Below are 25,830 nucleotides of genomic sequence, written 5' to 3' on the forward strand. Positions count from 1 at the left end.
TCACATCAGATTCAGTTTCAAATAGAGGATATCTTCCGTCCGTTCAAGGATTCCAAGTAGCTTGCCTTGACCATCCAATCCCTTATAGAGTCCTGCCTTTACCTCAGAAACCAATCTTTGATCTTTTACTTTCACACCATTGACTATAAGATTCAAGAAAGCATCTGGAACGACAAATGCAGGAAAGTTCTTCAGAACCCCCTCCATCTCGATCAGATATTTCTCGACACCCTCCTGTTCAAGCTGGTTCAGGGTAGCTGATGCTTCTTTCTGAAATTCCCCTGTAGCTTCACGTATAAGCCCCGTCATAATCGCGCCGGAACCAAGCATTCGGCCCAGATCATCAATGATGCTTCTTACGTAAGTTCCCTTAGAGCACCCGAGCAGAAATGACCCTTCACCAGAATGGTCACAATACTCAATCAGGTGTATTTTTGACACATGAATCTCACGTGCTTCGCGGGGAATCTCTTTCCCATCTCTTGCAAGTTCGTATAATCTTTTGCCTTGCACTTTAAGCGCTGAGTACATGGGTGGAATCTGTTTTGTAGTGCCTAGAAAACTCTGAAGCATCTCATCAACATTTTCCCGCTTTGGAAGAGGTGCTCCTGTTTCCTGAACTTCTCCAAAAGCATCCAGTGTATCTGATATTTTGCCAAACTGAAACGAAGCGCGGTATATCTTTTCTCCGTCCATAATGTAATCCACAAGCTTTGTTGCTCTGCCAATACATACTGGAAGAACTCCTTCGGCCTCCGGATCAAGAGTTCCAGTATGACCAACCTTTTTGATTCCCGTGATGCGCTTCACTGAAGCCACCACCTGGAAAGAGGTCATACCTCTTTCTTTATAAATATTGATCACACCATTCAAGAGGTCATCATCCTTTCAATCTCATCAAGCATGCGAATTTTCGCATGCATGAGATCTTCTGCTTCTATGTTGCACCCCGCTGCACGGACGTGCCCACCGCCACCAAATACAGCACATAAAGCGCTGGCATCCAGATACTCTTTTGTTCTCACACTAACTCGGAAAAACCCTTCTGCTTCTTTGAAAAGAATCGACACTTCAGCTTCTTTCGGTTCCAGTCCATAATTGACAATGTCCCCAGTATCCCGATCCGATATGGATAACACATTAAAGTCATTGGCTTCCAGATTCATCATGGACACTCTGCCCTCAAAATGACTCTCAAGGGTCATCAGTGCACGCCCCAACAGCTTTACCTGTTTGAAAGGTGAAGTGGCAAAGAGCATCCGTTGAATCTTAGAGAAATTGACGCCGGTCTCCAATAACTTTGATGTGATGCGCAGCGTTTTCGATGTTGTGCTTGGAAACCTGAAGCTTCCGGTATCCATGACAATCCCGGTATATAGACATTCCGCCATGGCTTCAGTCACAGGAACACCCAGTTCCTCCAGGAGTTCATATACTATTTCCGCTGTAGAGGCTGATTTACTGTCCACATAATTGAGATCCCCATACATTTCATTCGAAACGTGGTGGTCCAGATTTATTTTGAATATCTCTGAAAACCCATCCCTTTCCATGGAAAGACGGTCTTTGTTGCCACAATCAAGACATAGCAGCAACGTCCGATCCTCTTTCAATGTGTTCAACTCTCCATACTCCGCATAAAGGGGAAGATAGGATAGAACTTCTGGTCCTGGTTCTTTTGAGAGCACATCTACATCTTTGCCGATGCTTCTCAGTCCTAAGGTCAACCCTAAGGTACTGCCCACAGCATCTCCATCAGGAGATGCATGGGCAACTACAGCGATTTTATTGAATTCGAGAATTTTTTTCGCAATATCCCGCAATATCATACTCAGTTTCCTTTTTGCTCATTGGCTTTCCGAATCAGCTCATCTATATGCATCCCTTTATCAATGGTGTCATCCATCACAAAAATCAGTTCAGGCACATAGCGTAGCTGAATTCTCTTTCCCACTTCTCTACGGATAAATCCTGCAGAGTTTTTAAGCCCCAGAAATGATTCTTCTTTTTGCTGCTCTGTTCCAAAAATGCTCGCATATACTTTTGCATATCTCAAATCTGATGTGACTTCCACATCTGTAATGGTAATCATGGCGGTAATCCGGGGATCTTTCAGTCCATTCATGATGATGGCAGAAATCTCTTTCTTCATCTCTTCGTTGATTCTTCCCGTTCTGTATTTTGCCATACTTTCACCTCATTTCTTACTATCTAACATAGTTCTTACAGTTCTTTACGTACAATAGACTCCATCACATAAGCTTCTATGATATCGCCTTCCTTGATTTCGTTAAACTTTTCAATAGAAAGTCCGCATTCAAATCCTGCCAGAACTTCCTTCGCATCATCTTTGAATCTCTTGAGAGAAGCAAGTTTTCCTTCATGTATGATTACACCATCTCTTAGAAGTCTGATCTCAGAGTTTCTTGTGATTTTCCCATTCAACACATAGCATCCGGCAATGGTACCAATGGCAGATACTTTATATGTCTGTCGGATTTCTACACGGCCTTGGACAACTTCTTTGATCTCTGGTGCAAGCATACCGATCATAGCAGCCTTGATGTCATCTACTGCGTGGTAAATGACTCTATAGGTCTTCACATAAACTTTTTCCTTTTCTGCAAGAACCTGCGCATTATTGTCAGGTCTGACATTGAACCCGATGACCACTGCATTGGATGCTGCCGCCAGGGATATATCTGTCTCTGTGACTGCACCAACACCACCATGAATTACACGCACCTTGATCTCATCGGTGGAAAGCTTCTCCAGTGTGCCCTTCAACGCTTCAATGGAACCCTGCACGTCCGCCTTGATGATGATTGGAAGCTCTTTGATCTTCCCTTCCTTCACCTGGCTGTACAGATCTTCCAGAGACACTCTCATCGTACTCTGCTGGAGGCTCTTTTCCTTGATCTTTCTTGCTTCAGCCATACCTCTGGCTGTCTTCTCATCTTTAACTTCATGGAACTTGTCTCCTGCCTGAGGCACTTCTGAAAGCCCAAGAATTTCTACAGGTATGGATGGTCCAGCACTCTTGATTTTCTTCCCCTTGTCATCAAACATCGCACGGATTCTTCCATAGGTGCTTCCTACAAGAATGGAATCCCCAACATTGAGGGTACCTTTTTGTACAAGAAGTGTTGCTACAGGTCCACGACCCTTATCAAGCTCTGATTCAATCACTGTTCCTGCCGCTCTTCTGTTAGAGTCTGCTTTAAGCTCCTCAACTTCAGCTGTCAAAAGAACCATTTCTAGAAGATCATCGATTCCCATTCTCTGCTTTGCAGAAACTGGCACACAGATGGTGTCTCCACCCCATTCTTCTGCCACAAGACCATACTCAGTAAGTTCCTGCTTCACTTTATCAATGTTTGCACCCTCAACATCAATCTTGTTGATGGCAACAATCATTGGAACATTCGCTGCCTTACAGTGGTTTATCGCTTCTGCGGTTTGAGGCATGATACCGTCATCCGCTGCCACAACCAGGATAACAATATCTGTTACTTGCGCTCCTCTTGCTCTCATGGCTGTGAAAGCTTCATGGCCTGGAGTATCCAGGAATGTAATCTTTTCACCATTGATGGTGATGGTGTACGCACCGATATGCTGTGTAATACCACCCGCTTCGCTTTCCGTTACTTTCGCCTTACGGATTGCATCGAGAAGTGATGTCTTACCATGGTCAACGTGACCCATTACAGTAACAATCGGAGGTCTTTTTTCCAGATTCACATCCAGCAGATCTTCTTCTTTTTCATCTGATATTCCTGATGCATCATCCTTGCTCTTCACAATATCGATTTCCAGACGTTTTGCAGCCTTTTCAGCTGTCTCAAAATCGATTTCCTGATTGATACCAGCCATAATTCCAGTGAAAATCAGTGCCTTTATAACTTCTGCCACTGGCTTCCCGAGTTTATCAGCAAATTCCTTGACCGTGATAAATTCTCCGATTTCAACCTTCATATTCGCCAGAGCCGCTTCTTCCGCCTCAAGCTGTTCCTGTGCCAGTTCTCTTCTTGTTTTCTTCTTCTTCTTTGCGAGGTTTACAACTTCTTCTTCAAGAATCTCCTCATATTCATCCACGATACTCTTCGTAACTTTACCTTCAGTATCCATGGAATCTTCCTTAACCGCATCCTTATTTCCCTCTGAATCCCCCAAAAGTTCCTTGATGAGTGCAGCATCTTCTTCTTCCACAACACTCATATGATTCTTAACCTCTATTCCAAATTCATCCTTTAATAACGCGATCAACTCTTTACTTGATATTTCTAGTTCCTTTGCAAGCTCATACACTCTGATTTTTGACAATAGGACCACCTCCGTTTTTATTCTTCAATTCCTTTGCTGTTGTAATGTTCTTTGAGTTTTCTTGCCATGTTCCGGTCAGAAACTCCTACAACTGCAATTCCTTCATAACCCAATGCATATCCTAATTCATCAGGAGTGAAATCCTCAATATAAGGCACTTTATACTTTTCACAGTAACCTTTGAACTTATCCTTCGTATTCTCAGAAGCACCTTTGGACAAGATCAGAAGATACAACTTTCTCATCTTGATGGCTTCCTCGTTCTTGTTGTATCCCAAGATCAAATTCCCGGACTTTCTTGTCAGTCCCAGGAAGGACAGCATTTTATCCAACTTCCACCGCCTTCCGAAGATCATCGTAGATCTCCTGGCTGATCGTGGTTTCCAAGTTTCGAGACAGTCTTTTGGTCTTAAAGGCCTTTTCCAGACAATCTGTACTCTTGCAAACATATGCACCTCTGCCGGGCTTTTTTCCAACCAAATCCAGAGAAATCTCTCCGTCTTTGTTCTTTACCACACGAATCAGTTCCTTTTTAGGTTTCATCTCCATGCAGCCGGTGCACATTCTCATTGGTATTTTTTTCACCTTCACGTAAAACACCTCTCTTTCCAGTTTAATTAAGCTTCTGAATCTTCCTCTTGGATGTCAGTATCCTCGATAAGTTCAGCTGCAGTTTCAGCTTCTTCAGCGACAGCGTCCTCTAGAGCTTCTTCTGTTCTTATCACATCTTCTTCCAGTTCCGCTTTCTCTAGAAGTTCCTGCTCATACTGCTTCTTGCTCTTGATGTCAATTTTCCATCCAGTAAGTTTTGCCGCAAGCCTTACGTTCTGACCTTCTTTACCAATGGCCAGAGACAGCTGGTTGTCTTCCACCACTACCTTGCAGGCGTTTCCTTCATTCATGATGATAACATCCAGAACTTTAGCAGGGCTTAAAGCATTGGCAATGAACTCTTTAGGGTCCTTGGACCACTTGATGATGTCGATTTTTTCGTTTCTCAGTTCATTCACGATGTTCTGTACTCTTGTTCCTCTTGGCCCAACACAAGCACCCATTGGCTCCACTTCTGAATCATTTGAATACACGGCAATCTTTGTTCTTGAACCAGCTTCTCTGGAAATGGCCTTGATTTCTACAATTCCTTCATAGATTTCAGGTACTTCCTTTTCAAAAAGCCTTTTGACCAGCCCAGGATGGGTTCTGGATACAGAAATCATCGGCCCCTTGGGATTCTGCTTCACTTCCACAATATACAGCAGAATCTTGTCATTGAACTGATAGTTCTCTCCAGGAATCTGTTCCTGAGGTGTCAAAACTGTTTCTGTCTTTCCAAGATCGATATAGATGTTCCCCTTGTCTTTTCTCTGAACAGTTCCCATGATCACATCAAATTCTTTTTCATGATACTGATTATAAAGAATGCTTCTTTCTGCTTCTTTTATTCTCTGGGTGACAATCTGCTTTGCAGACTGCGCTGCCACACGCGCAAAATTAGCAGGAGTCACTTCATTCTCCACCACATCCAGCAGTTCATATCTAGGATCGATTTCTTTTGCTTCTTCCAGAGAAATCTCATCTTGAGGATCCATCACCTCTTCTACAATTCTTCTCAAAGAGAACACCTTGATTTCTCCGGTCTCTCTGTCGATGTTGACTCTCACGTTCTGGGATCCGGAATTTACATAATTCTTCTTATATGCTGCAATCATCGCATCTTCCAGTGTCTCAAAAAGCATCTCCTCACTGATTCCCTTTTCCTCTGCGATGGCTTTTAATGCCAGAATAACTTCATCTTTCTTTTTCACAGTTGCCTTTGCCATTTTATCCTCCTTAAAATTTTTACAAATCTACTTCAATATTGATACTGCGAAGATTTTCAAATGTAACTTCCAATGACTTTTTGTCTTTTTCAACAAGAAGTCCTCCACTCTGAACTTCCTTCAGGACGCCAATGAACTTCTTGGAACCGTCCACAGGTTTCTTAGTCTTTATCTGAACTTTTTCTCCCACAGCTGCTTCCATATGAGCTTTGGTGAATAACGTCCTGAAAACACCTGGTGATGAAACTTCCAGATTGTAATCTTCAGAAATCGGATCCTTCTCATCCAGAATGTCACTGATCCTTCTGGATACGGTCTCACAGTCCGCAAGCGCAATTCCGTTCTCATGTTCAATATAGAATCGAAGAATGTTCATTCCGTCCTCATGGACATATTCCATGTGATACATACCATATCCCAAAGCTTCAATTTCTTTCTGGAATAGCGGTTCCAGTTCCTTCCATTTTTCCATGGTCTCACCCCATTATAATTATTTGACAATTTTGTTTTGTGTTTAAGTTTTTCCCTAATGAAAAACGCAACTAGATTACAGTTGCGCCACACAAAACGAAAGAGCGGGTTTTGCCCACTCTTCTAGTTCAAAGTTATTCTTCTTATAAAGAATAACATAGTATTTGGAGAAATTCAACCCCTACAGATTGAAGAGAGAGAGCTGGTTTGTTTCATCCATCCCCTCAAGAGCGCCACAATTTGACAGTGTTTCAATGACTGTTTTAGAAATCTTGCAGCGTAATCGGAGATCTTCCTTAGAGATGAAAGGACTTCTCTGAGCTTCTTCATAAATGGACGTGGCCGCATTCACACCCACACCCACGAGACAGCTCAGTGGCGGTCTGATCTCACCATCTTCGATGAGAAACTTAGAGCCATGAGACAGGTAAAGATCCACTGGCTTGAACTTCAACCCTCTCTTATACATCTCATAAACAATCTCTAGTATCGTGATCATATTTTTTTCTTTTGCTGAAATATTGTTTCCAAGCTCGTAGTATTCTTCCAGTTGTTTCTTCACAGCCACTTCGCCTTTCAATATCAGCTCTCCATCAAAGTCCGATGCTCTGGTGGAATAATAGGCCGCATAATAAGCCAGTGGATAGTAGACTTTAAAATAAGCGATACGCATAGCCATCATGACATAAGCCACCGCATGGCCCTTTGGAAACATATATTTGATTTTTTTACAGGATTCGATATACCATTCAGGTACGCTGTTCTCTCTCATGATGACTTCGTCCTCATCTTTGAGTCCTTTGCCTTTTCGCACACTCTCCATGATGGTGAATGCACGTTTTGCAGGCAGCCCTTTATAAATCAAATACACCATAATATCATCACGCGTACTGATACATTCGCTCAGCGTTGTGAATCCTTCTTTGATATAGTACTGGGCATTGTTCAGCCACACATCTGTACCATGTGAAAGTCCTGATATTCTGACAAGGTCCGCAAAAGATTTAGGACTGGTATCCAGAAGCATACCTCGGACAAACTTCGTCCCAAATTCCGGAAGACCTAAAGATCCCACAGGAATCCCCAGTTCCTCTTCTGTTACCCCCAGGGCTTTTGTAGAAGTGAACAGTGAGATGACTTTCTCATCATTGAGGGGCAGAGATTTGGGATCTATACCAGTCAGGTCCTGAAGCATTCTCAGCATGGTTGGATCATCATGTCCAAGGATATCAAGCTTCAAAAGCCTTCCTGAAATGGAATGGTAATCGAAATGGGTCGTTGTGATATCTGATGACTGATCATCTGCCGGCCTCTGAACCGGGGTAAAATTATGGACATCATTGTCTCTGGGCACTACCATAATACCTCCAGGATGCTGCCCTGTAGTTCTTTTTACCCCTACAAGACCTAGGGAAAGCCGCTCGACTTCCGCCGTGGGAAGATGCATTTCACGCTCCTCCAGATACTTTTTAACATAGGCATACGCGGTCTTATCCGCTACCGTGCCGATGGTGCCTGCTTTAAACACATAACCTTCCCCAAAGAGCTCTTCTGTGTATTTATGCACCACAGCCTGATACTCTCCCGAGAAGTTCAGATCGATATCAGGTTCTTTATCTCCTTCAAACCCAAGGAAGGTCTCAAAAGGAATATCATGTCCATCCCGAACATAAGGGGATCCACATTCCGGACAGTCTTTCAACGGCAAATCCGCACCACTTGAAATGCTTCCATCCAGAAAGAACTCATTATGTCTGCAGGATGGACAGCGGTAATGGGGTGGAAGGCCGTTCACTTCCGTGATTCCGGTAAAAGTAGCAACTAGAGAAGATCCCACAGAACCTCTCGATCCTACCAGGTATCCATCAGAAAGGGACTTGGCAACCAGTTTATGCGCAATAAGATAAAGAACAGCATACCCGTTGCTGATGATGGAGTTCAGCTCCTTTGTCACACGTTTTTCCACCACTTCAGGCAGGACATCCCCGTAGAGTTTATGAGCTTCCTTCATGGTCATTTCTCGGATTTCCTCATCCGCACCATCAATTTTAGGTGGGAATGTTCCTTTGGGGATGGGAAGAAAGTCCTCAATGCTGTCCGCGATGAGATTTGTATTTTTCACAACAATCTCATAGGCTTTGTCGCGGCCAAGATAGGAGAAAGAATCCAGCATCTCATCTGTGCTTCTGAAATACAGATCAAGATCATCATTCTGATTGTTGTATCCTTGAGATGCCAGGAGGATTTTCCGATAAAACTTATCCTCTTTATTCAAATAGTGGACATCTCCAGTGGCCACCACAATTTTACCTTGAGATTCACCAAGAGAGATCAGCTTTCTATTTAGGTCTCTTAATCCCTCTATATCTTGAATACGGCCGTCCTTTAGAAGATCCAGATTATTATCCACAGGCTGTACTTCGATATAATCATAGTACGAGGCCATGGTCAGAATCTCATCCTCTGTTCGTCCTTCCATGATATAACGTACAAGCTCTGAATTGATACAGGCGGATCCCAATAAAAGACCCTCCCTCTTTTGTTCCAGAACACTTTTTCTGATTCTAGGCTTCATGTGGAACGACTTCAGATGTGACTCCGTCACCATTTCATAAAGATGCTTAAGACCAGTAAGATTCTTAACGAGAATTGTTGTGTGATACATCGGCAGTTTTTTATAATCCATCTCTTTTTTACTCCGCTCATTCAGTTCCCTGAAGGAATGGATGCCCATGGTTTCCATTTTTTCCATGGACTTTTGAAGAATCCGGTGCGTAGTCTTTGCATCATCCACCGCTCTATGATGAGACCCCATATCTATCCCCAGATGTTTTGAAATGACATCCAGCCGGTGTCTTTTCAGATCAGGGTAGAGGAATCTCGCCATGGGTACTGTATCCATGATAGGATTATGGATGCTTCGGCCTAAATCCGCCAGGTTTTTACGAATGAATCCCACATCAAAGTAGGCATTATGGGCAACCAACGTCGCATTTCTGATGAACTCCTCAAACTGAAGAATTACCTCTCCAATGAGTGGAGCATCTTTTACCATGGCGTCAGTGATTCCTGTCAGTTCGGTGATTTTTAATGGAATAGAACGTTCTGGATTGATGAAGGCCGAGAACTCATCAATGACTTCACCATCTCTTACCTTCACTGCACCGATTTCGATGATCCTATCATTCACAGAGGAAAATCCTGTGGTTTCGATATCGAATATCACAAGATCCTTTAATGTCTCATCTATATTTTCAATGATGTTCATCTCGTCATTGACAACATAGGCTTCCATACCATAGATTGCTTTGACCCCTGTAGATTTCGCCTGATCCATAGCTTCAGGATAGGCCTGAACAACTCCGTGATCCGTAATGGCCACAGCACGGTGTCCAAAATCTTTGGCTAGTGAAAAGACAGATTTCGCTGATGCTAAGGCATCCATACTGCTCATATTGGTATGCAGATGAAGCTCTACTCTTTTTTCTGCTGCCGTATCTTTTCTCTTTACTTTTTCCATTTTATAGATATCGCGTGCAATCATTGTCAGCTCTTTCGAGTACATATCCAGTGTGACGTTTCCTTTAAAGCGGAACACCTGACCTGCCTTAATTGGAAGTTCTTCTCCCTCTTTCAGGAATACTTTCACTGCAATGGAGCTGGACAAATCCGTGACATACAGCACAAGAAGGGTTTTCCCATTTCTCAGCTTCTTCTCATCTGTTTTGAAAACCTCGCCATCTATAACACAGATTCCAGCATTGTCATCCAGTTCTTTGATTCTGACACTTGGTTCTTTAATTGCTTTTCCAAAGATAACATTCTCATCTTGAGATTTCTTTTGTCCTTTTACAGGTTCATCCGAGGATGCTTTTCTGGAAGGCATCACCATTTTGGGAGCCTCCATCTTATGCTCTCCGCTGACTTGTGAATCCTGTCTTGCCGCCTGAAGTTCTTTACTCACATCAAGTTCTTTTCTTTCAGGAGTTAGAGCGACATTCAGCACTGTTTCCGCATGGACACTCTGTCCATAGTATTGGGAAATCAGTGTTTCAATATGTTTAACTGCATCGTGGCTTCTAAAATTCGTAATGAGGACTGGACTGTAATGTTGGATTTTCAGATGTCCCTCTTCCAGATGGACGTCTGCATCTTTTAAAAAATTATACCGAAGCGGTTCTGACAGAAAAATCCCCATGAGAACATCCTGGATATTCTCGTGGGTGAGCTGATCCAGGATATTGACAATCAGGGTATCACTTTCCTGTCCTGTCACATTCTTCAGGAAATTACCGATGGGTACTTTCACTTTAGGGTCCAGGACCCGGAACGATTTCAGAAAAACTCTGAACTGATTTTGTTTTTTGAGATACTCTACTTTAAGCACGTCCTGAATTTTATATGCAGAGAGTGAGGACTCTTTGCTGAGCAGGTGATTAATTTCCAATCAAAGCCCTCCTCCTTTCCTGATCTTTACAGTTTGTCAATTTCTTCCAATAGAGCTTCTACAAGCTCCTCTTCTTTCACTCTTCGTATGATGAGGCCCTTCTTGAATATCAATCCCATGCCGTTTCCTCCAGCAATACCGATATCCGCTTCCCTGGCTTCACCAGGTCCATTGACCACACATCCCATGACTGCGACTTTAATGTTCTTCTTGCTGTCTTTTAAAGCGTCTTCTACCTGGTTCGCAATCCCGATCAGATCAATTTGAGTCCTTCCGCAAGTCGGACAGGACACAAACTCAATTCCATCTTTCAGATGCCCTAGAGATTTCAGAATCTCTCTTCCAACTTTGATCTCATCAATGCTGTCTCCCGTTAAGGATACTCTTATGGTATCTCCAATGCCTTCGGACAGAAGACCTCCGATGCCCACAGAGCTTTTGATGGTCCCTCTCCAAGGTGTGCCAGCCTCTGTTACACCCAGGTGAAGAGGGTAATCCACTTCTTTAGAAAGCAAACGGTAACTGTTCATCATGGTCATGACATCAGATGACTTAATCGAGATGATGGTGTCATAAAAGTTGGCATCCTCCAGAAGCTCCACATGACGCAGCGCACTTTCCACCAGGGCTTCAGGTGTCACATGACCATACTTCTCCAGTAGATCTTTCTCCAAGGAACCTGAGTTCACACCGACTCGGATGGGAATTCCCTTATCTTTACAGACTTCAGCCAGAAGACGCACTTTATCCTTCCCACCAATGTTCCCTGGATTGATTCTCAGTTTTGAGATTCCATTTTCAATGCTCTTCAGGGCCAAACGGTAATCAAAGTGAATATCCGCTACAACAGGAATTGGCAGCTGTCTTGTAATCTCTTTCAGTGCTTCCGCCGCCTCCAGATCTGGAACAGCCACTCGGATGATATCGCATCCTGCAACCATCAACGCTCTAGCCTGGTCTAAAGTAGCTTCAACATTTCTTGTATCGGTGTTTGTCATGGACTGCACGCTGATCTTGCTGTCTCCACCTACATACATATTTTTAATTTTGATTTTTCTCGTTGGTCGACGTTCAATCATCAGAAGCCTCCTGGTAAAAAGATATCCTTAAATGTAATCAGCAGCATGAAACTCATGAGTATTGCAAAACCGATGGTGTTCCATACCCCGACGAACTTATCTGGAATTTTCCTTCTGCTGACCAGTTCCACTAGAAGAATCAGGATCCATCCTCCATCCAGTGCTGGAAATGGAATGAGATTCAGAACCGCCAGGTTGATGCTGAGAAATGCAGCAAAGGATGCCAGATTCCATAGAGAAATACTTGCAACTTCTGTGGAGATCTTGAATATTGTGACTGGTCCACCAAAATCATTGATGGAAGCTCGCCCTGTAAATAACACCTTTAATGAGAATATTGTTTGAGCAATCAATGATCTGCCTTGATTGAACGCTGCACCAATGCTTTCAAAAACACCTGGATCAGTTTCTGAAATCGGTACAACTCCTACCAAAGCTCTTCCTTCAGACTCCATTGGCGTAAGTTTCTTTACGACCCTTCCATTTGCCGTCTCAAGCTCTAAAGTGACTTCCTGTAAACCGTTATAAGCAATATAGGTGGAAACATCCTGAAATGTGTAAGCCTTTTCTCCATTGACACCGACAATTTTGTCACCTGTCATGATTCCAGCTTCCTCAGCGGGAGAGCCAGGAATTACTTCTGAAATCACATTACTGGAATACCCGTTGAAAATCACGATGACAAAGAGAACCAAAACAGCCATGATGATATTCATGATGGGTCCTGCTGCAATAATGCTGATTTTCCTGAGAGGGCTCTTGGAGAAGAACGAACCTTCGCCTTCCTCATCTGCAGTCTCACCGTACATTTTCACAGAGCCACCAATGGGCAGCACTTTTAAAGAATACAATGTATTCTTTCCTTGCTTCTTGAAGATCCTGGGACCCATACCTACAGAAAACTCTTCCACGGTAACGCCATTGAGTCTGGCAACGATAAAATGACCGAATTCGTGCCCAAGGACCAGAAGACCAAAGGCAAATATTGATAATACTAAATACATGATCTCACCTCTTCATTTTGTTTCGGACAAACGTTTTAACTTCATCATGAGCAGAAATCACTTTCTCGAGCGAGATCTCACCCAGATTCCTATAGGCATCCATCGCCTGTTCCACTACTTCTACAATTTCCTGGTATTGTATCTGGTTCTCCAGGAATAACGCAACCGCTTCTTCATTGGCACTGTTCATTACTGCGGTCTGAAGACCTCCTCTTTTACCAGCTGTATATGCCAAGTCCAGCGCTCTGAAGGTCTCCCTGTCCGGAGCTTCAAAGGTCAGCTTTGATATTTCTAAAAGGTTCAAGGATTTTGCCACGGGACGCGTTCTGTGGGGATAATTGAGTGCATACTGTATGGGCAGTCTCATATCAGGCGCCCCAAGCTGAGCAATGATACTGTTGTCCACAAACTCCACCATGGAATGAATGATGCTTTCAGGATGCACCAGTACCTCTATCTGATTATAGTCCACATCAAACAGCCATTTAGCCTCGATGACCTCGAGTCCTTTATTCATAAGGGTCGAGGAGTCAATGGTTATTTTCGCTCCCATCACCCAGTTTGGATGTTTTAAAGCCATCTCGCGAGTGACGGTTTTTAAAAACGTCTGATCTTTCCCTCTAAATGGGCCACCAGAAGCAGTGAGGATAATCTTTTGTATTTCTTCATGTTTTGATCCCTGAAGACTCTGAAAAACTGCAGAGTGTTCAGAATCCACCGGTAGAATACGCACGTTATGCTTCTTTGCTAGAGGCATAACAAGTTCTCCCGCAGCTACAAGTGTTTCTTTATTTGCAAGTGCAATGTTCTTTCCATTCTCAATGGCCGCTATGGTTGGCTTAAGGCCCACCATTCCCACAAGTGAAGTCACGACAGTATCTGTATCTGGAAGTGTCGCGATGTGGATGAGACCCTCAGAGCCAAAGGAGGTTTCTCCCCGAAATCCGATAGATTTCAACAGCTCTTCCGCTTCCACCTTTATTGATTCATCTGTCACTGCCACAGCAGATGGATGGAACTCTTCAATAATGTCTTTCAACACCGAAAGGTTTCTATGTACTGTAACCCCCGAGAGTACAATGCCTTTTTCTTTTCTCAGGACATCCAGCGTTTGCGTTCCTACGGATCCGGATGCGCCTACAATCGCAATATTCTTCAAATGGGATAACCCCTTTCTTTTTCTAATCTGGTTGCACTTTATTATACTAGAGAATTATTAAGAAATTCCTACAAAAAAATGATACTTCAGTTCAGCTCACCTAGAAACTGACTTCAGATGCTCTATTATTCTAACACAAATCTTCACTACACTCCATGAAGATACTCTGAACGGCAGAACGTTCTATCCTTCCAGTTCAAAAAATCAAAAAAGCCCGAAGATAACTTCGGACTCTTTACACGTCATACAAAAATGTCATTACTTGGTTCTTTTCAGCAGAAGGGTCAGAATATAGTTGTTCAGCGAACGGTTTTCCTTTTCGGCTTCCTTCAACAGTTCTTCCTTCAGTTCTACAGGTAATGTAAACAGTATCTTGGTTTTAGGCTCTTTTTTCATAAGCTCCCTCCTCTTTGTACATATGACAAATTTACTGTTGTATATACTATACCTCTTGCCTCGGGACAATACAATATATATTATTTAAAATTCTTATGAACATCTTTAATTTTTTGGTATCAAAATGAAAAAGAGCCATGCCAAAGGAATGACTCTTTTTTATACAAGGATGCACAGCCATGAAACAACGGCATCACGTCACATTCTATAAAACATACGTTGTATAGACATACACAATGAGGGCAACAAATAAGATAGAATCAAACCTGTCAAGCACTCCACCATGTCCAGGAATCAGCTTAGGATAATCCTTCTCCCCTGCATACCGTTTGATTGCAGATGCTGCCAAATCTCCAATTTGTCCAAAAAACGCACCAACAAGGCCGATGAATGCAAAATGAACAATATTTGCACCAGATTCTGCTGAAATAAAATATCCGAGAATCAAAGCTCCAATGGTTCCTCCAAGTAAACCACCAACCGCTCCTTCTACAGTCTTTTTGGGGCTCACACGCTCATTGAGCTTATGTTTCCCAAACAGTCTTCCAGAATAGTAGGCCAAAGTGTCACAGACCCACGAGATTACAAAAACTAGAGGTACATAGAACATCCCTTGTTCTTTATCGCCCAGCAAAATCAGAAAACTGAACAAAACTCCAGTATACACAAATCCTGAGACAGTGATCCCAACATCTGTGATGTTTATCTTTTCATCAAAGACCATGTAGATAAATAAAAGCGCCGTCATAAGGGCCACTAGAACCCCCACATGTGCCAGCGGATCAGAAACAAACAGCACCACCGCATAATAGGAGATCAGTGCACCGTATCCTATAAGGGATACCGGATTATGACCTTTCTTCCGGACTACATGAAAATACTCAAACAGTCCACGGAAAGACAGAAAAAGCACAGCAGCTTTTAAATACCATCCTCCTAAAAAAATCAGAAGTAGAAATGGAGCCAGAATCAGCGCTCCTATATATCGATTATTCACCCTTTACTCCCCCAAATCGGCGGTCTCGTTTCTGATAATCTGAAATCGCCTGTCTCAGATGTGCTTCAGTGAAATCCGGCCAAAAAATCTGATTGAACCATAGTTCGCTGTATGCGCCCTGATAGAGCAGAAAATTAGACAGCCTGAGTTCTCCACTGGGTCTTATGATCAGTTCCGGGTCTGGCTGTCCTTTTGTATACAAAAACTCTTTGAAAGACTCCTCTGAGAGGTCTTCCATGGAAAATCTATGCTCTTCCACAGCCACAACGAGCTCTCTGATGCCGTGAAGGATCTCCTCACGGCCACCATAGTTTAAGGCGAGATTCATCTGTACCCCAGTATTATTTTTCGTTAGTTCCCAAGCTTCTTTCAGCGCTTCCTGAGCTTTCAAGGGAAGCCTGTCTGTATTCCCTACATAGTTCACCACGACGTTGTTATCATGAAGCTCTTTCAGCTCATTTTTCAAATATTCGATAAGAAGAGACATCAGGGCATTCACTTCATCTTTTGGCCGTTTCCAGTTTTCAGTGGAAAAAGCATAGAGGGTCAGGAACCTGACCCCTAAGCGATTGCATTCTTTTAGTATTCTTCTTATTGTCTCTACTCCCGCCTTGTGACCCATGGTTCTTGGCAGATTTCTCTTCTTCGCCCACCGGCCATTGCCATCCATAATAATGCCAATATGCTTCGGGATTCTCTCCATATCCAGTACTGCATCGATTGCTTCCACTGTACCTGTCTTTTTAAAAATACTAAACATGTCTTACCTTCTTTCAAATGGAAACTATACAGTCATGATCTCTTTTTCTTTATTCTGCAGAATCTTGTCTACTTTCTTGATGTACTCATCCACTTTTTTCTGAACGTCTTCTTCGCCCTTCTTCACTTCATCTTCAGAGACTTCTTTTTTCATTCCCTTGATCTTTTCAATGACATCTCTTCTAATGGATCTGATGGCAATCTTTGCCTCTTCTCCTTTTTTATGTACCACCTTTACCAGATTCTTTCTGGTTTCTTCTGTCAGTTCAGGCACAATTAGACGAATGACTGATCCGTCATTATTCGGATTGATGTTCAGCTCTGACATATTAATGGCTTTTTCAATGGCCTTCAAAGCAGATTTTTCCCAAGGTGTAATCATAAGCACTCTTGGTTCTGGCGCTGAAATATTTCCCACCTGGCTGATTGGTACCATGCTTCCATAATACTCAACTTCGATCCGGTCCAGCATGGTAGGATTGGCCCGCCCAGCTTTTAATGTGGCAAGTTCAGCCTCCAGATTACTGATGGATTTCCCCATCTTTTCTTCCATGGTTTTCATTAAATCTTTAAACATAGTCGATCCTCCTATTATTTATTATTCAGCTTATTCATTACAGTCGATAATAGTACCATTGGCTTCACCCATTATGGCTTTTAGAATATTGCCTTCACCGTCAAGACCAAAGACAATGATTGGAATTTCGTTGTCTTTGCACAGTGTAATTGCTGTTATATCCATGACTTTCAGATCTTTTTCAATGACATCCCGGTATGTTAACTGTTCAAACTTAACTGCTTCCGGATAAATATTGGGATCCATATCATAAACTCCGTCCACTTTCTTAGCAAGCAGGATACACTCTGCATCAATCTCCGCTGCACGAAGTGCTGCTGCTGTATCTGTTGTGAAGTAGGGGTTCCCTGAACCTGCCGCAAAAATTACGACTCGGCCTTTTTCCAGGTGCCTGACAGCACGCCTTCTGATGAAAGGCTCCGCAATTTCACGCATTTCAATGGCAGACTGCACTCTTGTTTCAATACCGAGGTCTTCTAATGAGTTCTGCAATGCAAGTGCATTGATACAAGTGGCAAGCATTCCCATATTGTCCGCTGTCACCCGGTCCATTCCACTTCCTTCGCGTCCTCTCCAAATGTTTCCTGCACCAATGACTGCTCCCACTTCAACGCCCATGTCCACAAGACCTTTGATTTCTTCGGCAATTCTCTTGGCTACAGTAAAATCTATGCCAAATCCATTTTTACCAGCCAATGATTCGCCAGATAGTTTCAGCATGACTCTTTTGTATTTCGGTTCACTCATAATAACCTCCGTATATTGCATTATAGTACCATTCTAACAATTATTTCAAAAAAAGAGAACACCAAGGTGTTCTCTTTTTCGTTCTTTCGAATCCTTGTTTTGCTTTTTACTTGTTTTGTCCCATCTGAGCAGCTACTTCAGCAGCAAAATCTACTTCTTCTTTTTCGATTCCTTCGCCCTTCTCAAATCTTACAAACTTTACAAGCTTGATGTTTCCATACTTCTTGGACTCTTCCTTAACAAATGCCTCAATGGAGAGATCAGGGTTCTTAACGAACATCTGATTCACAAGACATACTTCCTTAAAGAACTTGTTGATTCTTCCATCAACCATCTTATCAACAATCTTTTCTGGCTTGCCTTCGTTCAGAGCCTGCACACGATAGATTTCTCTTTCTCTTTCAATGGTATCTGCATCTACAGAAGAGTTATCAAGGAACTGAGGATTCAGCGCAGCCACATGCATTGCTACATCCTTTGCCACAGCAGAAACTTCCTGTGTAGCATTTTCAGCATCAACCTGAACCAGAACACCAATCTTTCCACCCATATGAATGTAAGAGGATACAAGCCCTGCTGGAGCTTCCATCTTCTCATATCTTCTCAGGTTCATGTTCTCACCAAGCTTAGCAATGAGAGCAGTGATTGCATCTTGGATGGTAGCTTCGCCGTATGGAAGTGCTTTTACAGCATCCAGACTGTCCACGTTGTTTTCAGCTACAGCCTTGGCAATATCATTGGCAAGAGCTACAAAAGCTTCGTTAGCGGAAACGAAGTCTGTTTCACAGTTCAGTTCTATAATAGAAGCATTCTTCAGATCATCGGATACATATGTTGCAATGACACCTTCAGCAGCAACTCTTCCAGACTTCTTAGCAGCGGAAGCAAGCCCCTTTTCTCTCAGGATATCAATAGCCTTTTCTAAATCTCCTTCAGCCTGGGTCAGAGCCTTCTTACAGTCCATCATACCAGCGCCGGTCTTTTCTCTTAATTCTTTAACAGCTTGTGCACTAATCACAGTTTATTCCTCCTAAAATTCATTTCAAACATTGGTCACTCTATAAGAAAAGGTAAATGGAAAACCACCTACCTTTTACTTTTTACTCTGCTATTTCTTCACCCTGTCTAGCTTCAAGAATGGCATCTCCCAGTCTTGCTGTAATCAGCTTAACCGCTCTGATGGCATCATCGTTTCCAGGAATGATATAATCAATTTCGTCTGGATCGCAGTTTGTATCAACAATAGCAACGATTGGAATATTCAGCGCTTTTGCTTCTGCAATTGCAATTCTTTCTTTTCTTGGGTCAACGATGAAGATTGCTCCGATGTTGTTGACATCAAGATTCTTGATACCGCCAAGGTTTCTTTCTAGTTTTTCAAGCTCGTTCATAAGAGCTGCAACTTCCTTCTTTGGAAGAACGTCGAAAGTACCATCTTCCTGCATAGCACGGATTTCTTCCATTCTAGCAATTCTCTTCTTGATGGTACCGAAGTTTGTCAGCATACCGCCAAGCCATCTGTTGTTTACAAAGTGCATGTTTGCTCTGATTGCTTCTTCCTGAATTGCTTCCTGAGCCTGCTTCTTTGTTCCAACAAAAAGAATATCCTTACCTTCAGCTGCGACTTCTCTGATGAAATCATACGCTACGTCGATAAGCTTCACAGTTTTCTGAAGATCGATGATATAGATCCCGTTTCTCTCTGTGAAAATGTATGGAGCCATCTTAGGGTTCCATCTTCTGGTCTGGTGACCAAAGTGAACACCAGCTTCTAAAAGCTGTTTCATTGAAATTACTGCCATTTTTTTTACCTCCTGGTTTTTAACCTTCCATCCACTTCATTTTTCAGAGAAACCCTTCCGGGCAACCTCTCTGAAATCAGTGCATGTGATTATTTTTATCCTAAAGTAGTATACCACAAGCTTCTTTCAGAAGCAACAAAAACCAGTTTAAAACTGGTTTTTGTCTGAAAATCATCATTTCATCATAACATCAATGGGATTATTTACGGATATCCAGTTTTTCAAGAAGTTTATCATTTAGAATTGTGATTCTGGTTCCTTTCATTCCTAGAGATCTGGATTTGATTACACCAGCACTTTCCAGCTTTCTCAGCGCGTTGACAATAACAGACCTAGTGATTCCAACTTTGTCCGCAATTCTGGAAGCAACAAGAAGTCCCTCATCTCCATCCAGTTCTCTGAAAATATGATTCACAGCTTCCTTCTCACTGTAAGAGAGCGTCTGAATCGCCAAATCCACCACATCATTCTTCCTCTGGTCTTCTTCGCTTTCCAGCTGTTTTGATCTGAGGATTTCAAGACCAATGATTGTTGCGGAATACTCAGCAAGAACGATGTCCTCGTCTGTATATTCCCCTTCAAGAGATACAAGAATCAGTGTACCTAAGCGCTCACGGTTTCCGTTGATTGGCACGATGGTCGTAATCTTATCCTTGCCTTCGTATTCCTTCTCGATGTTCAGTACATACCGCTCATCTGCACTTAGATTCACCAATGTTTCACCGATTTTGAGAAGTGTATCATTATAATCATCACTGTATTTCATTTCTTCCAATACAGATGAATATTCTTCTTTTGTTGTGAATGGATATGTGAACTTATGACCTAAGATCTTACCTCTTCGGCTGACCACATACACATCGGAATGGAGCTCCTCGCTTAAGATTTCGCAGATATCATCAAAAACAACAGGTTCTGTTCCTGATTTTTGAAGGATCTTATTGAGTTTTCTAGTCTTATTTAATAATGACATCGTTCTCCCCCTTACTCCTATGTTAATATTGTGAATATTTTGAATTGTTACCGGTCCATCAAGATGATATCATAAATTAAAGGATTATTCAATAATTTTGCACAATTCAAAATCCTTTTTTTCTTTACACAACCATTTATAAAAATAATTTAATTTTTGATTTCCCGATGAATATATAATAATTTCCAGTCTATACCTTACTCGATCATCTGATTGATTCGGTAATAAACCCAAAACCCCTCGAAATTCAGGTGATTTTCTACTGCCCTATGAATTATATAAACATTTCTACGAAACCGAAGAACAGCATCCTAAAATAAATTCACAAATTTTCAAAAAAACACAGACTTATAAAGTATATACTCTTTTTCAACCGAAAGCAATGAAAAAAAGGGAAAGGCGCTCGGATGCATCTTTCCCTTTCTCTTGCGGATACGGTGAAGACTTCATTAATCTTCTTCGTTCGCTTTTTCAACTTTTTTCTTATAGCCGCATCCTTCCGCTTCACAAGCCAAGTAGGTCCCATCTTTCTTGGAATACTTCTTGTAAAGAAGGCCATTACACTGAGGACACGTTTCTTTCACGGGTTCATACCAGCTGACATAATTACATTCAGGATATCTGGAACACCCAAAGAACTTCTTTCCTTTTCTGGATTTTCTCTGCAGAACATCCCCTTCATGGCAGAGGGGACATTTAACATCCAGTTTCTCTACGATGGCTTTCGTGTTTTTACAGTCCGGATACCCAGAACACGCCAGAAATTTCCCAAATCTTCCATTCTTAATGACAAAATGTTTCCCGCACTTATCACAGATTTCATCAGAAACCTCGTCCTCAATGGTGATCTTGGAAACGGAGCTCTCTGCATGATCAATATCTTTTTTCAGTGGAGTATAGAAACTCCCAACAACCTCTTTCCATGTTTCCTTGCCTTCTTCAATCAGATCCAGTCTGGATTCCATATCAGCAGTGAACTCCACATCTACGATATCTTTAAAGTAAGAGCTCATGAGATCATTGACGATTTTCCCCAAATCTGTAGGTAGGAGACTCTTTTTATCTCTTTCCACATAAAGTCTGTTCAGAAGCGTTGAGATTGTAGGTGCATATGTGGAAGGCCGACCAATTCCAAGTTCTTCTAATGTCTTTACAAAACTAGCTTCCGTATACCGCGCTGGAGGCTGTGTAAAGTGCTGATTGAGTTTAATTTCCTTGCTGTGAAGAACTTCATTCTCATCAAGTTCTGGTATTGCGGTATTCTCCTCTTCTTCTTCACTTTGGTAATCATAAAGCTTCATAAAACCATCAAAAGCCACTGAAGAACCACTGGCTCTAAACTTATAATCTCCATTAAGAACTTCCAGAGATATGGTATTCAGTTTGCAGCTGGCCATCTGACTGGCTACAAATCTTTCCCAAATAAGCTTGTAGAGCTTGTACTCTTCAGATTTGAGACTATCTTTCACCTGTTCTGGTGTTAGATGCACATTGGAGGGTCTGATGGCTTCATGAGCATCCTGTGCATTCTTTTTCCCTTTATACACCCTTGGCGTAGTGGGGTAGTAGTCCTTGCCAAAGTTCGTTTCAATGAACTCTTTTGCCGCAGCCTGAGCTTCATCCGATACTCTGGTGGAATCTGTTCTCATATAGGTGATAAGACCGACAGATCCATGTCCCTTCACTTCCATACCTTCATAAAGCTTCTGAGCAATACTCATGGTCCTTCGGGTTTGATAATTCAGCCTTTTAGATGCTTCCTGCTGAAGGGTTGACGTAATAAAAGGCGCCAATGGATTCTTAAGTTTAGTGCTCTTCTTGATACTGGAAACCACAAAAGACCCGCTCTTCAGATCCTTTTCAATCTTTTTTGCCTCTTTCTCCGTCTCAATTTCTACTTTCTTATTCTTATACTGAGTAAGTTTTGTGCGAATGGTCTTCTTTCCCTTTAGGAGTTCAGACTCAATGCTCCAATACTCTTTAGAGACAAACTGCTCAATTTCCTTTTCTCTATCACAGATGAGTTTTAGCGCAACAGACTGTACTCTTCCTGCACTGAGTCCCCATTTGACATTTCTCCATAGAATGGGACTGATTTCATAACCCACAAGCCTATCCACAACCCGTCTCGCCTGTTGGGCATCAAAAACCTTTTGGTTGATGGGCCTTGCATTCTTGATGGATTTCTTCACCGCATCCTTCGTGATCTCATTGAATTCAATTCGGATGTTCTCTTCTGGATTGAGCTTCAGTATTTGAGCAAGGTGGAAACTTATGGCTTCTCCTTCACGGTCGGGGTCAGTTGCAAGATAGACTTTATCTGCTTTTTTGGCTTCTTTTCTGAGCTTAGCGAGAAGGTCCCCCTTGCCCCTGATGGTGATGTATTTGGGCTCAAAATTATCCTCCACATTTACGCCAAGCTGGCTTTTAGGAAGATCTCGAATATGTCCCATGGATGCCTCTACAGTATATCCCGCTCCCAAATATTTCTTGATGGTTTTTGCTTTAGCTGGTGACTCAACGATTACTAATTTCTGACTCATACATTCTCCCTTAAAGGTATATTAAAACACTATATTAATGGAATATCAAAGTTTTTGATTCATATTCCAATTATTCACCTTACTGGTGAACTTTGTGAATTAATTCCATATTCTATACCATGAAATTTGAAATGTCAAAAGAATATTTATCTAAATATCATGAGTACCTTCGTAAACCCTTCATAAACCAGACTCATCCTCGTGGCTCCCATCAGGATTCTACCTGCCTTTGTGGCGTTTTCTGAAGTCCTCAGAAAAATCCCTACTATTATATAGTATACCGGCTCCCAGTTCTATGAGATGGTTACACCCCTGTCCCCATGGGGATAAAGCTTCGTGGGGCACTGCATGGACATCTCTATTGATCTCCACGCCATAGGTCGCTGTATGTAAAGAACCACTTTTCATTGAAGCTTCTGTGACAACTATAGCATCCGATAGCGCTGCAATGATTCTGTTTCTCATTGGAAATGTCCATTTTTCTGGTTTAAAACTAGGAGGATATTCAGACAGCATCAGTCCGCAACTTGAAACCCTTTTAAAAAGTTCTGCATTTTCTTTCGGATAGTCCACCCCAAGGCCACAGCCCAAAACACATACGGTGCTGTTTCCAGCCTGAAGAGCTGCTCTGTGGGCTGTTGTATCAATCCCTCTAGCTCCGCCACTGATTATTGAGATATTATAAAGAGAAAGTTCGTTTACGATGTTCCTAGTCATCTTCACACCATAGGAAGAAGGAGTTCTAGATCCTACAACTGATACAGCGGCATCTTTCAGCAGCTTCTTCTCTCCCCGATAATAAAGCAGTAACGGTGGATTCGATAAATCATATAGCTTGTCTGGATAATCTTCATCTCCGATGAGTAGAAACGCCTCAGTCCCAGTATGTATCGCTCCAGAAGATACCGAATCTCCAAACATCATTTTTCTTTTCTCCACATAAGTGCCGAAGGAAAACGCTGCAAAGAGCCGCTGCTTCCTAGGCAGAGACTTATAAAGTTCACGTTCCACAATAAAACCTCCACATTGATATAGTAGCAAGTACTTCTATTATCAGGGAGGTTCGATGTTTTATTCAGTTTACTTACGCACGGTCATTTCAGGATATTAGAAAGGAAGGAGATTCTATGGATAGGCGTTGCCCCAATCTCCTGCAACGCTTCCAAATGATCTTTGCTTCCATAACCAGCATTATGTTCAAATCCATACTGCGGATAGTATAAGGCATAATTTTCCATCAGCCTGTCCCGATGCACCTTGGCAATGATGGATGCGCAGGCAATCGAGGCGCTGATTGTATCCCCTTTCACAAGAGCAATATTCTCCCCCAGATAGTCCTTGATTTTATAGCCATCTGAAAGAACCAGCTCTGGAGTCACTGTTAAGGTGCGAACTGCTCCACGAAAGACTTCATGATTGCAGTATGAGATCCCAAGGCGGTCAATATCAAGATTGCTCATTTCATAAACACTGTAAGATAACGCTTTTTCTTTAATCATCTCCGCAAGGATTTCCCGGTTCTTTTTTGATATTTTTTTTGAGTCGTCTATCCCTAAAATCATTTCTGTAAACCTATCATCCATAGGCAGAATTACAGCTGCAGCCACAATCGGCCCTGCCAGAGGTCCTCTTCCCACTTCATCCACGCCGCAGACAATTTTCCCGTATGAAAGATCATGCTGGTACAACGCTTTTACACGAAGGATCTCTTTCTCCTCAGCTTCCTTGGACTTTTTCAGACTTTGTCCTATCCCTTGAACCGCTTTCCTATGATCTTCTAGAAGAGCTGAGATCCATTCTTCTCTACTTTCTAATACCAAATCCGCATGATCTTTGATGTATTTTTTGATGGCCGCTGCGCTCTCTTTCAATATCTCCGGCTTACTCATGTTCTGGCCACTCCAAAGAGATCTTTCCAAGCTTGCCACTTCTGAACTCATCCAGAAGCATCACCGCAACGCGGGTATAATCAATTTCTCCGCCTTTGATGATGCAGCCTCTTTTTCTCGCAATCATCTCCAGATTCTCTAGGGACTCTTCACTAAGAGACTCCAGTCCATACCGGTCCATGAGCCTCTTCCCATAGTGATTGGAAAGTCTTTCCACCAGTCGCAAAGCAAGGGTTTCAATATCCATGATTTCATCCTTGATAGCTCCTGTGAAAGCCAGATTCAGTGATGTTTCTTCCTCAAACTTAGGCCATAGAATTCCAGGGGTATCCAAAAGCTCGATCCCATCCTTGGTCTTGATCCACTGCTTGTTCTTCGTCACACCTGGTCGGTCTCCGACCTTGGCAATGGAGTTCTTCGCCATGCGGTTGATGAAAGAGCTCTTTCCCACATTCGGAATCCCGACCACCATAACTCTGATGTGGTAATTCACAATCCCTCGTTCCCTGCTTCTCTCCAGCTTTTCTTTCAGAAGCTCATTCAGTGCAGGTTTGATATTGTTCAGCCCTTTTCCTGTGAGAGAATTGACTTCCAGTACCATGGTGGAGTTGCTTTCAAGCTCCTTTTTCCATTTCCTTGTCACTTGGTCTTCCGCCATATCCGATTTATTGAGCAGTATAATTCTAGGCTTTCCTTCCACGAGTTTTTCTATTTCCGGATTGGAGGATGAAGAAACAATTCGCGCATCACGAATCTCTATCACCGCATCCACCAGCTTCAGATTAGCAGAAATCTCCCGACGGGTTTTCACCATATGGCCGGGGAACCAGTTGATTTTTTTCAT

General features: G+C 42.4%; 24 protein-coding genes. All 24 read right to left on the reverse strand.

Annotated features, from left to right (window positions below; genetic code table 11):
- On the reverse strand, positions 1-864 hold the full coding sequence (gene truB, locus BM243_RS02555) for a tRNA pseudouridine(55) synthase TruB (protein ID WP_242943506.1): 864 nt from the start codon (positions 862-864) through the stop codon (positions 1-3).
- A gap of 5 nt (positions 865-869) precedes the next feature.
- Positions 870-1,829: a DHH family phosphoesterase gene (locus BM243_RS02560; RefSeq protein WP_074909932.1), complete on the reverse strand. Its 960-nt coding sequence runs from the start codon at positions 1,827-1,829 to the stop codon at positions 870-872.
- A gap of 2 nt (positions 1,830-1,831) precedes the next feature.
- A complete protein-coding gene (gene rbfA, locus BM243_RS02565; RefSeq protein WP_074909934.1) occupies positions 1,832-2,188 on the reverse strand; it encodes a 30S ribosome-binding factor RbfA in 357 nt (118 codons plus the stop codon).
- 35 nt (positions 2,189-2,223) lie between these two features.
- Positions 2,224-4,323: a translation initiation factor IF-2 gene (gene infB / locus BM243_RS02570; RefSeq protein ID WP_074909938.1), complete on the reverse strand. Its 2,100-nt coding sequence runs from the start codon at positions 4,321-4,323 to the stop codon at positions 2,224-2,226.
- Positions 4,324-4,340: 17 nt separating this feature from the next.
- Positions 4,341-4,679, reverse strand: a complete 339-nt coding sequence (locus BM243_RS02575; RefSeq protein ID WP_074909942.1) for a ribosomal L7Ae/L30e/S12e/Gadd45 family protein — start codon at positions 4,677-4,679, stop codon at positions 4,341-4,343.
- Entirely contained in the window at positions 4,648-4,914 is a 267-nt protein-coding gene (rnpM, locus tag BM243_RS02580; RefSeq protein ID WP_074909944.1) for an RNase P modulator RnpM, read from the reverse strand. Before rnpM ends, BM243_RS02575 begins: the two co-directional genes overlap by 32 nt.
- Before the next feature lie 26 nt (positions 4,915-4,940).
- Positions 4,941-6,143 (reverse strand): transcription termination factor NusA, encoded by a 1,203-nt coding sequence (gene nusA / locus BM243_RS02585; protein ID WP_074909946.1) that lies wholly within the window; start codon positions 6,141-6,143, stop codon positions 4,941-4,943.
- 19 nt (positions 6,144-6,162) lie between these two features.
- A complete protein-coding gene (rimP, locus tag BM243_RS02590; protein WP_074909949.1) occupies positions 6,163-6,615 on the reverse strand; it encodes a ribosome maturation factor RimP in 453 nt (150 codons plus the stop codon).
- Positions 6,616-6,795: 180 nt separating this feature from the next.
- The gene (locus BM243_RS02595) at positions 6,796-11,061 is read right to left on the reverse strand and encodes a PolC-type DNA polymerase III (RefSeq protein ID WP_074909951.1); all 4,266 of its coding nucleotides are present in this window, start codon (positions 11,059-11,061) and stop codon (positions 6,796-6,798) included.
- A 26-nt stretch (positions 11,062-11,087) separates the two neighbouring features.
- Positions 11,088-12,137 (reverse strand): flavodoxin-dependent (E)-4-hydroxy-3-methylbut-2-enyl-diphosphate synthase, encoded by a 1,050-nt coding sequence (gene ispG, locus BM243_RS02600; protein WP_074910906.1) that lies wholly within the window; start codon positions 12,135-12,137, stop codon positions 11,088-11,090.
- A 2-nt stretch (positions 12,138-12,139) separates the two neighbouring features.
- Positions 12,140-13,144, reverse strand: a complete 1,005-nt coding sequence (rseP, locus tag BM243_RS02605) for an RIP metalloprotease RseP (protein ID WP_074909954.1) — start codon at positions 13,142-13,144, stop codon at positions 12,140-12,142.
- 4 nt (positions 13,145-13,148) lie between these two features.
- Positions 13,149-14,303 (reverse strand): 1-deoxy-D-xylulose-5-phosphate reductoisomerase, encoded by a 1,155-nt coding sequence (locus BM243_RS02610; protein ID WP_074909956.1) that lies wholly within the window; start codon positions 14,301-14,303, stop codon positions 13,149-13,151.
- Between the two features lie 258 nt (positions 14,304-14,561).
- Entirely contained in the window at positions 14,562-14,699 is a 138-nt protein-coding gene (locus BM243_RS15195; protein ID WP_169738433.1) for a hypothetical protein, read from the reverse strand.
- A gap of 205 nt (positions 14,700-14,904) precedes the next feature.
- Positions 14,905-15,696, reverse strand: coding sequence for a phosphatidate cytidylyltransferase (locus BM243_RS02615; RefSeq protein ID WP_074909959.1), 792 nt, complete (start codon positions 15,694-15,696; stop codon positions 14,905-14,907).
- Positions 15,689-16,456: an isoprenyl transferase gene (locus BM243_RS02620; RefSeq protein WP_074909961.1), complete on the reverse strand. Its 768-nt coding sequence runs from the start codon at positions 16,454-16,456 to the stop codon at positions 15,689-15,691. The genes BM243_RS02615 and BM243_RS02620 overlap by 8 nt, the downstream gene beginning before the upstream one ends.
- Before the next feature lie 24 nt (positions 16,457-16,480).
- Positions 16,481-17,032: a ribosome recycling factor gene (frr, locus tag BM243_RS02625; protein WP_074909964.1), complete on the reverse strand. Its 552-nt coding sequence runs from the start codon at positions 17,030-17,032 to the stop codon at positions 16,481-16,483.
- Positions 17,033-17,062: 30 nt separating this feature from the next.
- Positions 17,063-17,779: a UMP kinase gene (gene pyrH / locus BM243_RS02630; protein WP_074909967.1), complete on the reverse strand. Its 717-nt coding sequence runs from the start codon at positions 17,777-17,779 to the stop codon at positions 17,063-17,065.
- A gap of 106 nt (positions 17,780-17,885) precedes the next feature.
- Complete coding sequence (tsf, locus tag BM243_RS02635; RefSeq protein WP_074909970.1) at positions 17,886-18,797, reverse strand: translation elongation factor Ts; 912 nt, start codon at positions 18,795-18,797, stop codon at positions 17,886-17,888.
- Between the two features lie 82 nt (positions 18,798-18,879).
- Positions 18,880-19,581: a 30S ribosomal protein S2 gene (gene rpsB, locus BM243_RS02640; protein ID WP_074909972.1), complete on the reverse strand. Its 702-nt coding sequence runs from the start codon at positions 19,579-19,581 to the stop codon at positions 18,880-18,882.
- A 199-nt stretch (positions 19,582-19,780) separates the two neighbouring features.
- Positions 19,781-20,554: a GTP-sensing pleiotropic transcriptional regulator CodY gene (gene codY, locus BM243_RS02645; protein WP_074909976.1), complete on the reverse strand. Its 774-nt coding sequence runs from the start codon at positions 20,552-20,554 to the stop codon at positions 19,781-19,783.
- A gap of 449 nt (positions 20,555-21,003) precedes the next feature.
- Positions 21,004-23,097: a type I DNA topoisomerase gene (gene topA, locus BM243_RS02650; protein WP_074909978.1), complete on the reverse strand. Its 2,094-nt coding sequence runs from the start codon at positions 23,095-23,097 to the stop codon at positions 21,004-21,006.
- A 219-nt stretch (positions 23,098-23,316) separates the two neighbouring features.
- A complete protein-coding gene (dprA, locus tag BM243_RS02655; RefSeq protein WP_074909981.1) occupies positions 23,317-24,108 on the reverse strand; it encodes a DNA-processing protein DprA in 792 nt (263 codons plus the stop codon).
- 83 nt (positions 24,109-24,191) lie between these two features.
- On the reverse strand, positions 24,192-24,986 hold the full coding sequence (locus tag BM243_RS02660) for a ribonuclease HII (RefSeq protein WP_074909984.1): 795 nt from the start codon (positions 24,984-24,986) through the stop codon (positions 24,192-24,194).
- Positions 24,979-25,830 (reverse strand): ribosome biogenesis GTPase YlqF, encoded by an 852-nt coding sequence (gene ylqF / locus BM243_RS02665; RefSeq protein ID WP_074910908.1) that lies wholly within the window; start codon positions 25,828-25,830, stop codon positions 24,979-24,981. Before ylqF ends, BM243_RS02660 begins: the two co-directional genes overlap by 8 nt.

Source organism: Proteiniclasticum ruminis (assembly GCF_900115135.1).
In the GTDB taxonomy this organism is placed as follows: domain Bacteria; phylum Bacillota; class Clostridia; order Clostridiales; family Clostridiaceae; genus Proteiniclasticum; species Proteiniclasticum ruminis_A.

Coding starts and splice junctions, on each gene's coding strand:
- BM243_RS15195 (WP_169738433.1), bottom strand. CDS start 14,699: ATGAAAAAAGAGCCTAAAACCAAGATACTGTTTACATTACCTGTAGAA.
- frr (WP_074909964.1), bottom strand. CDS start 17,032: ATGTTTAAAGATTTAATGAAAACCATGGAAGAAAAGATGGGGAAATCC.
- BM243_RS02560 (WP_074909932.1), bottom strand. CDS start 1,829: ATGATATTGCGGGATATTGCGAAAAAAATTCTCGAATTCAATAAAATC.
- codY (WP_074909976.1), bottom strand. CDS start 20,554: ATGTCATTATTAAATAAGACTAGAAAACTCAATAAGATCCTTCAAAAA.
- rpsB (WP_074909972.1), bottom strand. CDS start 19,581: ATGGCAGTAATTTCAATGAAACAGCTTTTAGAAGCTGGTGTTCACTTT.
- nusA (WP_074909946.1), bottom strand. CDS start 6,143: ATGGCAAAGGCAACTGTGAAAAAGAAAGATGAAGTTATTCTGGCATTA.
- topA (WP_074909978.1), bottom strand. CDS start 23,097: ATGAGTCAGAAATTAGTAATCGTTGAGTCACCAGCTAAAGCAAAAACC.
- BM243_RS02660 (WP_074909984.1), bottom strand. CDS start 24,986: ATGAGTAAGCCGGAGATATTGAAAGAGAGCGCAGCGGCCATCAAAAAA.
- rseP (WP_074909954.1), bottom strand. CDS start 13,144: ATGTATTTAGTATTATCAATATTTGCCTTTGGTCTTCTGGTCCTTGGG.
- rbfA (WP_074909934.1), bottom strand. CDS start 2,188: ATGGCAAAATACAGAACGGGAAGAATCAACGAAGAGATGAAGAAAGAG.
- BM243_RS02575 (WP_074909942.1), bottom strand. CDS start 4,679: ATGATCTTCGGAAGGCGGTGGAAGTTGGATAAAATGCTGTCCTTCCTG.
- pyrH (WP_074909967.1), bottom strand. CDS start 17,779: ATGAGTGAACCGAAATACAAAAGAGTCATGCTGAAACTATCTGGCGAA.
- ylqF (WP_074910908.1), bottom strand. CDS start 25,830: ATGAAAAAAATCAACTGGTTCCCCGGCCATATGGTGAAAACCCGTCGG.
- rimP (WP_074909949.1), bottom strand. CDS start 6,615: ATGGAAAAATGGAAGGAACTGGAACCGCTATTCCAGAAAGAAATTGAA.
- BM243_RS02620 (WP_074909961.1), bottom strand. CDS start 16,456: ATGTTTAGTATTTTTAAAAAGACAGGTACAGTGGAAGCAATCGATGCA.